Below are 16,787 nucleotides of genomic sequence, written 5' to 3'. Positions count from 1 at the left end.
GTGTTTTTGATTTTTGTCTGTTAATTATTCCGAAACTGTAATTTCGAACATTTTATCCCAATATTTACCTGTAACGAAAATTGTTTTAGTAGCAGGATTGTAAGCAATACCATTTAAAACTTCAGCATTTTTAGCTTTTAATGATTTACGTAAATCTGAAAGATTTAATATTCCTTCAACAGCTCCAGAAGTCGGATTTACAACAGCAATTGCATCTTTCTGCCAAACATTTGCATAGAATTTTCCGTTGATTAGTTCTAACTCATTAATTGCTTTAATTTTTGCAGCACCAGAATATACATTGATATAGTCAATCAACTTTTGATTAGCAGGATCCATTTTCCAGATTTTCTCCGTTCCGTCCGAGTGATAAATGTATTTATCGTCGTGCGCCATTCCCCAGCCTTCGATATCTTTATCGTATTTAAAGGTTTTTTCTAGCTTAAAAGTATTGGCATCATAAATAAAACCAGTTTTTTCCTGCCATGACAACTGGTAGATTTTACCGTTGAAAAAAGTGATTCCTTCTCCAAAATATTCTTTAGGAAGATCCACTTGTTTGATTACTTTTCCAGTTTTATAATCAACTTCTCTAAAATATGAATCTTCTTTTTGTCCTGTACTTTCAAAAAGTCTTCCGTCATGAAATTCTAAACCTTCTGTAAATGCTGTAGTATCGTGTGGAAAAGTATTTACGATTTTGTATTTTAATAGTTTTGGTTCAACATCTGAAACTACTTCAATTCTTTTAGTTGCATCAGAAGAGTCTCCGCCAAAATAAACAGTAGCTTTTAGGTATTGATAACCTAATTTTTGATCTAGCAATTCATATCTAAATTCTTCAGCACCTTTTTTAGTTCCAACTTTTTGATCATTTATGAAGTAAGCAACGCTGTCAATTTCTTTCGAATTTGGGTTTAAAATTCCGATTGTAAGCGCTTCTTTTTGCGTTAAATGAGCCGGAAAAGCAGAATCGTCGATCGTAAACAAAGAATTTTCACCTTTTTTTGTGTCTCCACATCCAATTAATGTGATTCCTAATAAAATGAAAGTTAGGAAGTTATATTTTTTCATAGTTTAAAATTTGAATAAGCCAATATACAACGATATTTTTATAGCAACAAAGGTCTTGCAAAAATATAAAAAGGTTGTATATTTGCACCGGCAAGTCCTACACGACCAGCTCCTGCAGACTCCCCCAGGATGGGAACATAGCAAGGGTACGTGGTTGAGCGGTGCGATGTAGGTCGCTTGCCATTTTTTTAGAATAAATTTAATTTGTAATCTTCCTTATCAGGAGGATTTTTTTATTTTTGGGACTTCGTAAAGTTAAAAGTTATTAGTTAGAGGTTGAAAATTTACCTCAATGAACCAACTCATAACTTATAACTCAAAACTCATAACTTTTCAAAATGAATAAAGTCGTTTTAATTACCGGAGGATCATCAGGGATTGGAAAATCTATTGGTGAATTTTTACATCAAAAAGGTTTCGTTGTGTATGGAACCAGCAGAAATCCTGAGAAAGTTTTAAATTCAGTTTTCCCTTTGGTGGCTTTAGATGTACGAAATTCTGATTCTATTCAGAAAGCAGTTTCTAAAATTATTGAAACTTCTGGTAGATTAGATATTGTTATAAATAATGCTGGAGTTGGAATTACAGGGCCTTTAGAAGAAATTCCGACGGAGGAAATCCGAAATAATTTTGAGACTAATTTTTTTGGACCGATCGAAGTAATGAAAGCTGCTTTACCGCAAATGCGTAAACAGAATTCAGGACTTATTATAAATATTACTTCTATTGCTGGTTACATGGGACTTCCTTACAGAAGTGTTTATTCGGCATCAAAAGGGGCTTTGGAATTGATTACTGAAGCTTTAAGAATGGAAGTTAAATCTTTTGGAATTGAAATTACCAATGTTGCGCCTGGAGATTTTGCTACAAATATTGCAGCTGGCCGTTATCATGCGCCACTTATTAAAGATTCTGCTTACGAAAAAGTTTACGGAGATGTTTTGGCAACAATGAATGATCATGTTGACGCAGGGAGTAATCCGAATGAAATGGCTGAAGCGGTTTACAAAATTATTCAAACTAAAAAGCCAAACGTGCATTATAAAGTAGGAGCTTTTATGCAGAAGTTTTCGATCGTTTTAAAACGCGCTCTTCCAGATAAGATGTATGAAAAAATGTTAATGAATCATTATAAATTGTAACACTATGGATAAGATTTCAGAGTTTTTGCCTACTATTTTTACTATTTTAATTTTTCTGTTTATTTGGTTTGTAATTCGCAGGATTTTAAGTGCTTTAAGTGATAAGATTAATAATTCTGAAGTTTATAAAGAAGACACTCTAAAGGTTCTGGAAGAAATTAGAGATGAATTGAAAGAATTAAACCGAAAAAATTCTTCGGGGAATTTATAAAAGATTGCGTTTTAGCCGAACTTGAAACTTTAAGCCAGATTTTTAAAATTAAGTAAATTTATTGTTTGCAGTTTATTTTGTGAATTTTAATGAAATTTGCAAATTGATTTGGTTTTTGAAATTGTTATTGGTATTGATTTCGTAATTTTGCAGCTGAATTTGCGTGAGGGATAGAAGCTGATCCGCAGAGTCGGAGTGGATAATCCAGTCAGATTTAAAAAAGGCGCTCATAAGCATCTTGTTGAGCGCGTCTTTTTAAAATATGGTCACGCCCAGTTAATCAACACAATTTAAATAATATAAATTATGAAATTTTTTATTGACACAGCTAATTTAGCTCAAATTAAAGAAGCACAAGCTTTAGGTGTTTTGGATGGTGTAACAACTAACCCATCTTTGATGGCAAAAGAAGGTATTACCGGAAAAAACAACATTTTAAAGCATTATGTTGATATTTGCAATCTTGTAGAAGGTGATGTAAGTGCTGAAGTTAATGCCCTTGATTTTGACGGAATGGTTAAAGAAGGTGAGGAGCTGGCTGAATTACATGACCAAATTGTTGTAAAACTTCCTATGACTAAGGAAGGTGTTATGGCGGCAAAATATTTTTCTGATAAAGGAATTAAAACAAACGTAACTCTTGTTTTCTCTGTAGGGCAAGCGCTTTTAGCTGCTAAAGCTGGTGCGACTTATGTTTCTCCGTTTGTTGGTCGTTTGGATGATATTTCTACTGATGGATTGAATTTGATTCAGGAAATTAGAGAAGTTTATGATAACTACGGTTACGAGACTCAAATTTTAGCAGCTTCTGTACGTCATACAATGCATATTGTAAATTGTGCAAAAATTGGTGCTGATGTTATGACTGGACCTCTTTCTGCAATTTACGGATTGTTGAAACATCCTTTAACGGATATCGGTTTAGCGCAGTTCGTAGCTGACTTTGAGAAGGGAAATAAATAATTCTCAGATACTTATAAAATTAAAATCGTCTTTTTTCTAACGAGAAGAGACGATTTTTTTTACTTTTATATGAACCTTAAATAGTTGAATATGAAAGTTATATTGATATTGTTGTCTTTTTTTGCAGCTAGCTTTTCAGTAAATGCTCAGGCAAAAGTTATTACTTCTGTAAATGATGCAGGCGACGTCGCAACTTACGAGTTGGATTCTTCTGTGAAATTTCAAACCCTCGCTAAAGGCCTTCGCTATAATATTACGAGACATGAGTTTAAAGGTCCCGAAATGAAGAATAGTTACAGGTTGCTTTTGGTTATGGATGGTTTTTATTCAAAAACCTTAAATAAAGAAATGACTATTTCAGCAGTTCTGAGTGATGGATCTGTTATTGAAGCCAGAAAGATTATTGAAGATGACGGTTTTTTTGACGGTGCATGCACATTGAAAATAAAAGACCCAGAAGCTCTTTTAAAGGCAGATATCAACAAAGTAATAGTTCATGCAGATAAAGATGTTGTTTATTCCTTAACGGCTGAAAATAAAGCTGTTTTTAAAAAGAATCTTAGCGATATTATTAATGCAAAGTGAAATTAAGGGACTAAGGGTCTAAGATGCTAAGGCTTTGAGGTTATTAATGTCGATTACTATTGGTTAAAATAAAAATTCCAAATCCCAATTACTATAAATTGGAATTTGGAATTTAAAAAATTTGGATTTTTATAAAGTTTAGTGTCCTCCGCCGCCACCTTCAACGTGGTTGATACCTTGTTTTTTCAGTATGATAGGGCAGTAGTAGCCGTAGAAACCTAAATAAGCAAAACCTAAAAGCGGAACGATATATGAGAAATGTGTCCATGTAATTCCGAAGATTCCTCCTGGATGAGAAATGTCAAAGTCGCAAATACTTCCTTGAACCAATGGAATTACACCACCTCCAAGAATCATCATGATTAAGAAAGAAGATGCTTTTCCTGTATTTTTTCCTAAACCTGCAATGGCTAAATCGAAGATTGATGGCCACATGATAGACAAGAATAAACCTCCTGAGATGAAGAAGAATTTAGCAATTTCTGGGTTTGGCCATACTAATCCTAAGATCATCATTAATAAACCTGAGATTCCGAAAAGCATTAAAGTTTTCCCTGCATTTTTACCTCCTACAAAACTTACTGCGATAAATAATAAAATCCAGATTGGGTAAATGTAGAATGAAGAAACATCATGGGCAGCAAAGATATTTGCTCCAATAATTACTCCAAATGCTAAAGCTGGAACGATAAATTTTAATGCTGTGTTTACAAGATTTGAAGTGTTGAAAACGTTAACTCCACCATTCCAACGGCCAATCATTAAACTTCCCCAGTACAGGGCAATAAATGGAGCAATGGCATCTTCTAGCACGTTTCCGAATTCTGTAGTATGAAGTAAAGCTGGTAAATTACTAATGATAGTAACCTCAGTTCCAACATAAATAAAGATTCCTAACATTCCTAAATATAGTTGTGGGTAATCTAATATGTTGAATTTTTCGTGTGCTGTTTTTACTACTTCAACTTCTTCTTTTTCAGGATCTTCGATTTTAGAGAAGTTCATAAAAACGGCTACGACAATAAATGCTAAACCAAGAATGATGAAAGGTAATTTGATGTCTTCTAATGAAAGAGTAGTGTTTTTATTATCTCCCATTCCAAATAAAGCAATTCCTAAAAGGATGGCCCCAATTGTTGTTCCGAATGAGTTAATACCTCCAGCTAATGTTAAACGGTGTGCTCCAGTTGCTGGGCTTCCCATTTTAATTGCTAATGGATTAGCAACAATTTGTTGTATTGAGAATCCTAAACCTACAGTAAATAAAGCTGTTAAGAAGAATGGGAAACTTTCCATTGTTGCAGCTGGAATGAATAAAAATGATCCTACTGCTGAAAGGAGTAAACCAGCTGAAAGGGTTTTTTTATATCCGAATTTTTGTAAAACGTCCATTTTCAAGGATACTAAAAAGAAAATAATAGATCCTACGAAGTATGCAGCATAAAATGCCCAAGCAACTAATTGTGATTGTACTTGAGATAAAGTGAATACTTTTTTGAATACTGGAATCAGGATGTCATTGGCAGAACCAACAAAACCCCAAAAGAAGAACACGATTATCAACGAGATAAACTGCCCCCATTTGGTTTGCACATTTTCTGAACTCATAATAATAAGGTTAATTTTTATTTTATTGTTTTTTGAAGACCGTAAATATATTTGTTAGGATTATCAAAAAAAAATAAAAAGGTATAAATAATGTTAAATTTATACCAACGACACTCTTTTTTCAACAAAGTGTTAATTTTAACCTGTTTAGAAAATGTAATTCATAAATATATTTACTCTAAAATTTTATTTTTAACCTCTTTACTGTAGTTTCTGCCTATCGGAATGTTATAGGATTGTATTTGAACACGGTTTCCTTCTATAGATTTGACCTTATTTAAAGCAATTACATAAGATTTATGTATTCTAAGAAAGCGGTCTGCCGGTAATTCCTCAGACAAGGATGTAAGAGATTTATGTGTAATATACGTTTTATCGGGTGTGACTACTTTTATATATTCTTTCATCCCTTCAACAAACAAAATTTCTTCAATATTAATTTTCATCATTTTTTTATCGACTTTGATAAAAATATGAGAATCACCTTTTGTGGTTTCAATTTTAATGTTGTTTTTGAGATTGTATTCGGTTGTGATTTTGTTGATACATTTAATAAATCTCGGAAGTGGAATAGGTTTTACTAAATAATCTAAAACATCTAAATCATAACTCTCAGCTGCAAATTCTCTAAAGGCGGTTGTTATGATGACTTTGGTTTTATTCTCTATAAGACTTATAAGTTCAAAACCCGTCATCATTGGCATGTTGATATCTAAAAAGACGGCATCAACAGGGGTGCTGTTGATAAAATCCAGCGCCTCTAAAGAGTTGTTGAATGTTCCTATAACTTCAAAATCTGTAAAATTAGTAAAATAATTTTGCAGCACTTTGATTGCTAAAGGCTCATCATCAATTAACACGCATTTAATCTTCATTATGAGTAGGTATTTGTAATCTGATTATGTAGAAATTTAGTTTGGTTTTGTGTTTAAGACTAAAATTGTTTTTATAAATAAGTTTTAATCTCTTTTTTGTATTTACTAAACCAATCCCTCTTTTCGGATTATGATTTTGTGAAATTACAAAATTATTTAAGATTTCAAAATCCAGAATTTTGTTGTCGATAACTTTGCAGTTGATCTTAATCTTTAGGTTTTTGTTATTGACGCCTCCATGTTTAAAAGCATTTTCTACAAGTGAAATGAAAATAAGCGGCGGTACAACAACATCTTCAATATTGGACTCTAAATTCATGGTTACTTCTACGTTTTCAAAACGAAGTTTTTCGATTTCAATATAATTCTGGATATAGTCGATTTCTTTTATTAACGGGACAAACTTAGTTCCTTTAACATCATACAAAACATATTCCATTAAATTGGAAAGCTTGATAATTACATCAGGAACTTTCTTAGAAGATTCTAATGATAACGCGTATAAATTATTTAAAGTATTAAAGAAGAAATGCGGCTGAATCTGATTTTCAAGATACTTAAGTTTTATCTTAAATTGATTTTCTCGTAGCGATCTGTTTCTTTCCCGCTCTTTTAACCAAGTAAGCGTTAGGTAAACTGAAGAAGCCATTGCAAGAACATATAATTCTCCAATACAAACTGCTACAATATGATTGATTTCAAACGGATGATATTCTCTGTTTGCTTCCGGCCAAATGTTTTCGGATATGATATAATACGTTAGTGCTGTTTTGAGTAAGTAAATTGCAAACAAACTTACTAAAAGCAAAATGGTATAGGTTATATATTTCTGTTTTAATACATACCGCGGCACCAGTACAAATAAGTTCAAATAAACTAAAGGAATGACTAACGAAAATTCAATTAAGTTTGATTTGAAGGCATAAGGATAATCATTAAAGTAAGCTCCCCATCGTAAAAAATTTAATGTAAAATAGACTCCCCAAAACCAAATATGATTTTGCAGTTTAATATCAAATTTAACTTTTCTAATTTCTTTCAATTGGTTTTAAGTTATTTGCGTTTCTTAGTTTTTCTTAACAATACTCTAATATTGTGCAACTTTAAACAATTAACTGCAAAGCGACAATTTTTTTGAATAAAATTTCATAAAAAAAGCATATCGATGTTTTATTTTCTAATTAGAACGTTTTCGTAAAGCGTATTATTGAATGATTTATGTCGTTCGTTTAAATTTTGTTGTCGTTGGTTTAATTTATTTTTTTTAACAAAGCCTTAAGAATAATTTTACCTCATAACTAACAAAATAAAATAAACATGAAAAAAATTTTCTTAATCTTTATGATTGTTTTTACGGCGCAGGTTTCGCTTGCACAAGTAAAAAGTGTCAAGGGTGTGATTACAGATTCTGATGGTATGCCATTACCAGGAGCTTCTGTTGCAGTACAAGGAGGTCAAAAGGGAACTACTACCGATTTTGATGGATTGTACACAATTGAAGCTCAAAAAGGTCAGACTTTAGTTTTTACGTATGTAGGGCTGGAAACTCAGACGATTGTTGTAGGAGATGCTGCAACTATTAATGTAAAATTGGTTCAAGGAGCGTCAAATGCATTAAACGAGGTTGTTGTAACTTCTTTAGGTATTAAAAAATCAAGAAAATCTTTGGCATATGCTGCGCAAGAGCTTAAAGGAGAGGAATTAACTCGTGTTAAAGATGCCAACTTAATTAATACTGTAGCTGGTAAAATTGCCGGTGTTGCAGTAACGAGAAGTTCTTCTGGAGCAGGTGGAACAACAAAAGTTGTTATTCGTGGTAATTCTTCTTTTGTAAATAATCAGCCATTATATGTAATTGATGGTATTCCGTTGTATAATGGAGGAGCTGGACAGCCAAATGGAACTTTTGGAGATTTAAATGGTGGTAATAAAGATGGTGGAGATGTTGTTTCATTAATAAATCCAGATGATTATGAAGGAATGACAGTTCTTAAAGGTGCTGCTGCTTCTGTTTTATATGGTTCTCAGGGAGCAAATGGAGTAATTTTATTATCTTCTAAAAAAGTAAAAGCTGGTTCAGAGTCTTTCAATGTAAATTCAGTAACAACTTTTGAAAGTGTGGCTTATCTTCCTGAATTTCAATCGGATTATACTTCTAACGCAGGAGATCCAAGATCTTGGGGCGCAAAACAAAAAGTAGAAGGCGATAAAGACATCAAAGACTTTTTTGAAGTTGGTAATACTCAAATTACATCTATGACTTTTTCAAAAGCTACAGAAGGTGCATCAACTGCTTTAAGTTATGCGAACACAGATTCTAATGGTATTGTGCCAGGTAATCACCTAAAGAAAAATAACTTTGGAATTCGTCAGACAAGTAAATTTTTTAATGATAAATTAAGTGTTGCTGTAACTGCAAATTATGTTAAGCAGACCATTAATAACAGACCAACAAACGGTTTGTACTTTAACCCAATCGCTGGTGTTTACAGTCACCCAAGAGCATTTACTTTGAACGACTTAAAAACTTTCGAAGTTTTTGATCCTGTTAAAAACATGATGCAGCAAAATTATCCTGGTTTCGCTGCTGTAAACGAAAGCAATGAAAACCCTTATTGGCAGATTAACAGACAAAAATCTGTAGATACAAATAATTTCTTTACAGGTTCTATCGCTTTAGATTATAAAATAGCTGAATGGTTTCATTTAACATCAAGATACAGCTATAACAGAAACGAAAGTAATTTCCAAAAAGGAATGTACGGAAGTTCTGCTAGTTCTTTGGTACATCCAACAGGAAGATATATAAATGCTAATTTAATTGGTACTCAAAATTATGCAGACTTAATTGCTTTATTTAATACTAAATTTTCTGAAAATTTTAGCTTTAATGGAACACTTGGTACAAGTATAAATCACTCTAGAGCTAATGGATTAACTGTTGATTCAGGAATTGGCGGAGGTCTTGTTTATGATAATATTTTTACTTTAGGAAATTTTGTAAATAATAATGGAAATGTTCAAACTGGTGCAGAGAGAGAAGTTCAATCTGTATTTGCTGCAACAACTTTTGGTTACAAAGATTATTTATTCTTAGATCTTGCAGGAAGAAACGATTGGTCTTCTACACTTGCTAACACTGATAGTCCAGGATATTTTTATCCGTCTGTTGGAGCAACTGCTATTCTTAGTGAAATGGCTGCAATGCCAGAATTTATAAACTATGGTAAAGTTCGTGCAACTTTTGCTCAAGTTGGTAACGATATTGCTTCTACGATTACAAGTCCGACATCTGGAATTGTAGCTGGAAATCTTGTAAATCCTCCTGTTGGACCAAAACCAGGTGCAAGTTTAAAAAACGAGTTAAAATCTGAATTGGAAATTGGTACAGAATGGAGAATGTTTAATAATAGATTAGGTTTTGAAGTGTCTTATTATACTTCAGATACTAAAAATCAATTTCTTCAAGTTCCGGCAGAATCTACAAATCCTAATGGTTATACTAACTATGCTATTAATGCAGGTAGTATTTCTAACAAAGGTTTTGAAGTTGTTTTGTTTGCAGATATTGTTAGAGGTGAAAAATTCAATTGGGAATCAAGAATTAACTACTCACAAAACAAAAGCAGGGTAAATGATATTCCATCAGAATCTACAGGGGGAAGAATTATTCTTACAGATCCAGGTTCTAACTCATACAGATATTCATTAATTGAAGGAAGACCGTTTGGTGTAATCGAAGGATATGACTTCAAGAGAGATGCCCAAGGTAGAATTTTAGTTAATGACGATAATACATTACAAAGAACAGATTGGACAGAAATAGGAAACGCAAATCCTGATTTTATGTTAGGCTGGTCTAATACATTCAAAATTGGTGCTTTTACGGCTAACGTTTTACTTGACGGTCGTTTTGGAGGTGAAGTTCTTAGTTTAACACAAGCAATCAATGATTTTAACGGTGTTTCGAAAGCAACAGGTGACGCTAGAAATGCTGGTGTGGTAAATATCAATGGTGTTAAAGCAAGCGATGGAACTCCTGTAACTTCAATGGATCCTTACGAATATTACAGTAATACTGCAGGAAGAAATGGAGTAAGCAGTCAATACATCTATGATGCTACAAATGTTAGTGTTAGAGAGGTATCTATTGGATATACATTCAATAAAGCAACATTACCGTTTGTTCAAACTGCATCAATCTCTTTAATTGCTAGAAATTTATTCTTTATTTATAAAGATGCTCCATTTGATCCAAATGTGGCACTAAGTACAGGTGAAGGTTTACAAGGTGTTGATGTATTCGGAATGCCGTCAACAAGAAGTATCGGTCTTAATTTAAACTTAACATTCTAATCTTACTATCATGACATTAAATATAATAAAAAGAACAGCGATATGCTTCTCGCTTCTGACAGCTATTAGTTGTACAGATAATTTTGACGAGATGAATCAAAATCCCGTGGGAGCAACGACACCAGATTTAGAGCAAAATTTTAATAACATTAAAGGTTTAATTAAACCAGCATTTACAAGACTTTACATATCAGATGTTACTTGGCAGTACCAATTGCAGCAAAGTTTACAGGCTGATGGATGGTCTGGGTACATGACTTCTCCAAATGAATTTGGGGGTATAAATAATCATAGTTACAACTTGAATCCAGGCTGGAATACTTATGCATGGGATGATGCCTACGTAAATATTATTGCTAATTTATTTAAAGTAGAACAAAGAGCAAAAGGAAAGTACGATCAGTTTTATGCGTGGTCGCTAATTATCAAAGTTGCAACTATGCAGCGTATTACGGATATGTATGGACCTGCAGTATATTCTAAATTTGGAGGAGAAGGTTTAGCTACTTACGATTCTCAGCAGCAAATTTACACACAGATGTTTAAAGATTTAGATTTTGCTGTTGCAGACTTAACTACAAGAGTAGCTAGTGGAGAAGTTTCTAAATTTACGGAAACAGATCAGTCTAATTATGGAGGAAGCTACGAACAGTGGGTTAAATATGCAAATTCATTACGTTTGAGATTAGCAATGCGAATTTCTAAAGTTGACCCAGCTTTAGCTAAAACAGAAGCAGAAAAAGCAGTAAGCCACTCTATAGGAGTATTCAAAATTAATAACGATTTAATCAAAATTAAATCTCCATTAGATCTAAATGTTATTGATGTAATGAGCCACGTTTGGGTAGGTTTATCAATGGGAGCCGATATGGAGTCTATTTTAGTAGGGTATGATGATCCTCGTTTAGCCAAATATTGGGAACCTTCAACTCAAGTTCCAGGAGAATACAGAGGGGTTAGAACAGGAATTGTGTATCCGACACCGTCGACTTATGCGAATTTTTCGAGAACTGGAGCTAGAACAAAAACTGGAGAAGTTACTTGGATGTCTACAGCGGAGGTTTATTTCTTAAGAGCAGAAGGTGCTCTAAGAGGATGGAATATGGATGGTGCAGCTAAAGATTTGTATGAAGCTGGTATCAAAGCATCTTTTGATCAAAATGGAGTAGAAGGAGCAGCGGCTTATATTGCAGATAATGTAAAAGTTGCAAAAGATTATGTTGATCCAGTAAATGCTGCAAATAATGCACCAGCAGTTTCTAAAGTAACTGTGGCTTGGGGAGCAACAAATGAAATCAATTTAGAAAAAATTATCACACAAAAATGGATTGCTACATATCCTGATGGTCAAGAAGCTTGGTCAGAATATAGAAGAACAGGTTATCCAAAATTATTTAGAATTACCAATAACAAAAGCGGCGGAATTATCAGTACTGAGTTAGGTGTTAGAAGATTACCGTTTGCACAGTCTGAAGCTACAAACAACCCTAAAGGAGTGGAATCTGGTGTAGCTGTACTTGGCGGTCCAGATAACGGAGCTACAAGACTTTGGTGGGATGTTGATAAAGCAAACTTCTAAAAAAAAATATTGAGTTTGGTTAGTAGTATGGTATAGGTGGCGAAAGCTGTCTATACCATTCTTAAACCAAAATGGTAATTACTACAAAAAAAGAAAAGAAATGAAAGGTGCTTTAGAAATAAAACCTGATATCAGTTACAAAAGCGCTGGAAAGTTTGAAGAAACTCGTTTTGAGAAAATTCATAACGAAATATTCAAAAGTTCTATAGAAGCTTCTACAATTGTGGCACAGGAAATTGCGCAGTTAATCAGATCTAAGCAGGAAAAAAATAAAGCTTGCGTTTTAGGTCTTGCTACAGGTTCTTCGCCTATTAAAGTTTATGAGGAACTAGTGAGAATGCATAGAGAAGAAGGCCTAAGTTTTAGCAATGTAATCACTTTTAATCTGGATGAATATTATCCAATGACTAAAGAGAACAATCAGAGCTATCATTATTTCATGCATCAGCATCTTTTTAATCATATTGATATCAAACCTGAAAATATTAATATTCCAGACGGTACAGTTTCTATTGATGAAATCAATCAATATTGTATCGATTATGAAATGAATATTAAAAATGCCGGCGGTCTTGATTTTCAACTTTTAGGAATTGGACGTACAGGGCATGTTGGCTTTAATGAGCCTGGTTCGCATATCAATTCTGGAACCCGAATTATTACACTCGATCATATCACGAGAGTAGATGCTTCATCAGCTTTTAACGGTATTGACAATGTACCGAAACGTGCCATTACAATGGGAGTTTCAACCATTATGAGATCAAAACGTATTGTTTTGATGGCATGGGGACAAAACAAAGCCGATATCATTAAGAGAACTATTCAAGGAGATATCAGTTCAGAAGTTCCAGCAACATTTTTACAAAATCATCCAAACGCAACTTTCGTTTTAGATCAGTCTGCAGCTTCAGAATTAACCCGTTTCAAGACGCCTTGGTTAGTTGGAGAATGCCTTTGGACACCTGAATTAAAAAGTAAAGCGATTGTTTGGTTGTGTCAAAAAACAAAACAATCTATTTTAAAATTGACAGACCGTGATTACAATAATAACGGAATGTCTGATCTTTTGGCGCAGGAAGGTTCTGCTTATGATATGAACATTAATATGTTTAATATTTTGCAGCACACTATTACTGGATGGCCTGGGGGAAAACCAAACACAGATGACTCGCATCGTCCCGAAAGAGCAAATCCGGCAAAAAAGAGAATAATTCTTTTCAGCCCGCATCCAGATGATGATGTAATTTCTATGGGAGGAACATTCTCAAAATTAATCAAGCAGGGACACGATGTTCATGTTGTGTATCAAACTTCTGGAAATATTGCTGTTACAGATGACGAAGCATTAAAATTCGCAGAAGTTGCCAGTGATTTTATTGGTAAAGGTGATTCTGATATCAATTTTAAAGAAGTAATTAAATTTTTAAACAACAAATCAGAAAATCAAATTGATTCTCTTGAAGTTAGAAAATTAAAAGGACTTATTCGAAGAAGAGAATCTTATGCTGCAACAAGATATATTGGATTGAAGGATGAGAATACGCACTTTTTAGATCTTCCTTTTTATGAAACTGGACAAGTTAAGAAGAATCCCTTAGGTCCAGAAGATATTGCCATTGTAAAAGATATTATTGCTACAATAAAACCGCATCAAGTGTTTGCTGCCGGAGATCTTGCAGATCCGCACGGAACACATGAGGTGTGTTTAAATGCGATATTCGCTGCATTAAAAGAACTTAAACCTGAGCCTTACATGGACGATTGCTGGTTATGGCTTTACAGAGGAGCTTGGCACGAATGGGATATTCATGAAATTGACATGGCTGTTCCATTAAGCCCTTCAGAAGTTTTATTAAAACGTCATGCGATTTTATATCATCAGTCTCAAAAAGACAGGGTTATGTTTCAAGGAAATGATTCTAGGGAATTCTGGGTTAGAGCAGAAGATCGAAACAAAAATACAGCCATATTATACGATGAATTAGGTTTGGCTGAATATGAAGCAATAGAAGCTTTTAAACGTTTTGATTACTAAAATTTTTTCCGATTCATTTAAAAATGAATCAAATGACAAAATTCAGATTGGTCTCATCGCAAAAGTGAGGTAATGCAGAAATCTGTCTGAGTTTTGTTTTTTTTAATAAATTTAGGATACTTTAAAAACTATCCAACCAAAAAAAAAGAAAAATGAAATATCTATTTGTACTATTATTTGCAGGTATATCAGTAGGAGCTCAAATTCAGAAAGAGCAGCTCAATCTTATGCCTTGGCCTCAGAATGTTGTTATTAATGAAGGTAATTTTACTTTAACTAAAAATTTTAAAGTTAACATTACAGGAAATCCAAATCCAAGAATTTTTGGTGGAGTAACTCGTTTTTTGCGCCGTTTAGATGGTAGAACAGGTATATTTTTTGAACAAGGTTTTATTGCCAAATTAAATGAAGTTCCGAATGCCGAATTGCAGATCAATTGTACAAAAAGCGGTAAAATTGGTTTGTATGAAGACGAAAGTTATCACTTAGATATTACGTCAAATAAAATTACCCTAAATGCTTCAAGCGATTTGGGAGCTTTGCACGGTCTTGAAACATTATTGCAGATGCTCCAAAACAGTTCAACTTCATTTTACTTTCCAGCTTCAAAAATTTCAGATTTTCCAAGATTTACTTGGAGAGGTTTAATGATAGATGCTTCAAGACATTTTCAGCCAGTTGATGTTATCAAAAGAAATATTGATGCTTTGGCGGCTATGAAAATGAATGTTTTTCACTGGCATTTGGTTGATGATCAAGGCTGGCGAATCGAAATGAAAAAGTATACAAAGTTTATCGAATTAGCGTCGGATGGACTTTATTACACACAAGAGGAAATTAAAAATATCGTAAAATACGCAGATGAGCGTGGTATTTTAATAGTTCCAGAAATAGATGTTCCTGGTCACGGATCGGCTATTTTAACAGCTTATCCAGAAATAGGAAGTAAAGTAATTACTTTAACAGGAGGAACATCCGAAAAAAATATTCAAGGTACAGCAATCGCTACCTATGGAATTGAAAGAAATGCGGGTATTTTTTCACCGACATTAGATCCTTCAAATCCTAAAACATATCAAATTTTAAGCGGCGTTTTTGATGAGGTTTGTCCCTTATTTCCTGGTGCTTATTTCCATATTGGCGGAGATGAAAACGAAGGAAAAGATTGGGATGCAAATCCTAAAATCCAAGAATTTAAAAAGAAGCACAACTTAAAAACCAATCACGAATTACAGACTTATTTTACAATGCAGCTGGCTCCAATGTTGAAGAAACACGGAAAACAGTTAATGGGCTGGGAAGAAATTTTAACCAAAGATTTGTCTAAAGAAGCTATTGTACATTCTTGGAGAGGTCCAAACGAAGGAATGGCAGCCGGACAATCGTTGGTAGACGCTGTAAAAAAAGGATATAAAACTGTTTTATCAAATGGGTATTATATCGATTTGATGTATCCAATTGCAAGTCATTATTTAAATGATCCGATGCCAAAAGGAGCAAATTTAACTGCCGAAGAAAAAGCACGAATCCTTGGCGGAGAAGCTACAATGTGGACAGAATTGGTAACCTCTACAACAATAGACTCTAGACTTTGGCCAAGAACAGCTGCAATTGCAGAAAGACTTTGGTCGGCAGAAGATGTTGTAGATGTAGAAAATATGCGTAAACGTTTAGAATCGGTTTCTTTCAGATTAGAAGAACTAGGACTTACACATATTAGAAATAAGGATGTGATTTTAAGAAATATTGCCAATAATCAAGATATTAAAGCGCTTGAAGAATTTTCAAATGTGAGTGAACCGTTAAAAGGGTATACTCGTAACAAAGGCGGAACAGAATATCAAATGTATTCTCCATTTACATTATTTGCAGATGCATGCGGGCCAGATGCGAAAGATGCATTAGCGTTCAATGCTGTAGTAAATCAATATTTAGCAAATAAATCGGCAGATAATAAAGCCAAAGTAGCAGCCTATTTCACAAAATGGATTGCAGTACATCAAGAGCTGACAAAACTAAGTGCAAATGCTCCATTAGTACAGCCATTACTGCCTTTGTCAAAAAAGTTAAATGATGCGTCACAAGAATTGTTATTGGTTTTAGATAATAAATCGACATTAAAGGCATCAGATTTAAAAGGTTTAATAGAACAATGCAACACAAAAGATCATGCAGATGTTGAACTGTCTGTTTATGAGAGTTTGAAGAAATTAATTTAAAGTTGGATTTGAATTAGTATTTAGTACGTTTTTAAAGCTGCTAATGTTTTTTTAAGAGTGGTGATTATCTCTGTCATAATTATTGGCAGAGGTAATTACAAATTAGAATTTTCAAATCTATATTAAATCTTAACTAA

12 protein-coding genes and 1 other RNA gene are annotated in these 16,787 nt (G+C 33.5%); 9 read left to right on the top strand and 4 right to left on the bottom strand.

The features are described 5' to 3' along the window. Positions 1-24: 24 nt before the first annotated feature. Complete coding sequence (locus tag HYN86_RS18440; RefSeq protein WP_113679377.1) at positions 25-1,074, bottom strand: glutaminyl-peptide cyclotransferase; 1,050 nt, start codon at positions 1,072-1,074, stop codon at positions 25-27. 88 nt (positions 1,075-1,162) lie between these two features. Here HYN86_RS18440 and ffs point away from each other — a divergent pair. From ffs to HYN86_RS18415, 5 genes are all read left to right on the top strand, one after another. Further along, positions 1,163-1,260: signal recognition particle sRNA small type (ffs, locus tag HYN86_RS18435), an RNA gene on the top strand. 152 nt (positions 1,261-1,412) lie between these two features. After that, complete coding sequence (locus HYN86_RS18430) at positions 1,413-2,216, top strand: SDR family oxidoreductase (protein ID WP_113679376.1); 804 nt, start codon at positions 1,413-1,415, stop codon at positions 2,214-2,216. A 4-nt stretch (positions 2,217-2,220) separates the two neighbouring features. Beyond that, on the top strand, positions 2,221-2,427 hold the full coding sequence (locus HYN86_RS18425) for an ATP synthase subunit B family protein (protein WP_113679375.1): 207 nt from the start codon (positions 2,221-2,223) through the stop codon (positions 2,425-2,427). Positions 2,428-2,733: 306 nt separating this feature from the next. Next, positions 2,734-3,390, top strand: a complete 657-nt coding sequence (fsa, locus tag HYN86_RS18420) for a fructose-6-phosphate aldolase (protein ID WP_057116476.1) — start codon at positions 2,734-2,736, stop codon at positions 3,388-3,390. A 90-nt stretch (positions 3,391-3,480) separates the two neighbouring features. Next, positions 3,481-3,975 (top strand): hypothetical protein, encoded by a 495-nt coding sequence (locus HYN86_RS18415; RefSeq protein ID WP_113679374.1) that lies wholly within the window; start codon positions 3,481-3,483, stop codon positions 3,973-3,975. Positions 3,976-4,113: 138 nt separating this feature from the next. Here HYN86_RS18415 and HYN86_RS18410 read toward each other — a convergent pair whose 3' ends face one another. The 3 genes from HYN86_RS18410 to HYN86_RS18400 all read right to left on the bottom strand — a co-directional run bounded on the left by HYN86_RS18410 (position 4,114) and on the right by HYN86_RS18400 (position 7,500). Next, positions 4,114-5,583: an MFS transporter gene (locus HYN86_RS18410; protein WP_113679373.1), complete on the bottom strand. Its 1,470-nt coding sequence runs from the start codon at positions 5,581-5,583 to the stop codon at positions 4,114-4,116. Between the two features lie 173 nt (positions 5,584-5,756). Continuing rightward, positions 5,757-6,458 carry a LytR/AlgR family response regulator transcription factor gene (locus HYN86_RS18405; RefSeq protein WP_113679372.1) on the bottom strand — a complete coding sequence of 234 codons (702 nt, stop codon included), beginning with the start codon at positions 6,456-6,458 and terminating at the stop codon, positions 5,757-5,759. Beyond that, positions 6,448-7,500 carry a sensor histidine kinase gene (locus tag HYN86_RS18400; RefSeq protein ID WP_113679371.1) on the bottom strand — a complete coding sequence of 351 codons (1,053 nt, stop codon included), beginning with the start codon at positions 7,498-7,500 and terminating at the stop codon, positions 6,448-6,450. Before HYN86_RS18400 ends, HYN86_RS18405 begins: the two co-directional genes overlap by 11 nt. Before the next feature lie 275 nt (positions 7,501-7,775). Between HYN86_RS18400 and HYN86_RS18395 the strand changes: the two genes are divergently transcribed. The 4 genes from HYN86_RS18395 to HYN86_RS18380 all read left to right on the top strand — a co-directional run bounded on the left by HYN86_RS18395 (position 7,776) and on the right by HYN86_RS18380 (position 16,650). Then, complete coding sequence (locus HYN86_RS18395; protein ID WP_113679370.1) at positions 7,776-10,814, top strand: SusC/RagA family TonB-linked outer membrane protein; 3,039 nt, start codon at positions 7,776-7,778, stop codon at positions 10,812-10,814. Between the two features lie 10 nt (positions 10,815-10,824). Continuing rightward, entirely contained in the window at positions 10,825-12,393 is a 1,569-nt protein-coding gene (locus HYN86_RS18390; protein WP_113679369.1) for a RagB/SusD family nutrient uptake outer membrane protein, read from the top strand. 100 nt (positions 12,394-12,493) lie between these two features. Beyond that, positions 12,494-14,431: a glucosamine-6-phosphate deaminase gene (gene nagB, locus HYN86_RS18385; RefSeq protein ID WP_113679368.1), complete on the top strand. Its 1,938-nt coding sequence runs from the start codon at positions 12,494-12,496 to the stop codon at positions 14,429-14,431. 152 nt (positions 14,432-14,583) lie between these two features. Further along, positions 14,584-16,650, top strand: coding sequence for a beta-N-acetylhexosaminidase (locus HYN86_RS18380; protein WP_113679367.1), 2,067 nt, complete (start codon positions 14,584-14,586; stop codon positions 16,648-16,650). The last annotated feature ends 137 nt before the right edge of the window (positions 16,651-16,787 follow it).

This window comes from Flavobacterium fluviale (genome assembly GCF_003312915.1).
GTDB lineage: Bacteria > Bacteroidota > Bacteroidia > Flavobacteriales > Flavobacteriaceae > Flavobacterium > Flavobacterium fluviale.
Note: the sequence above shows the minus strand (reverse complement) of the source record. Positions and strands in the feature narration are given on the sequence as shown.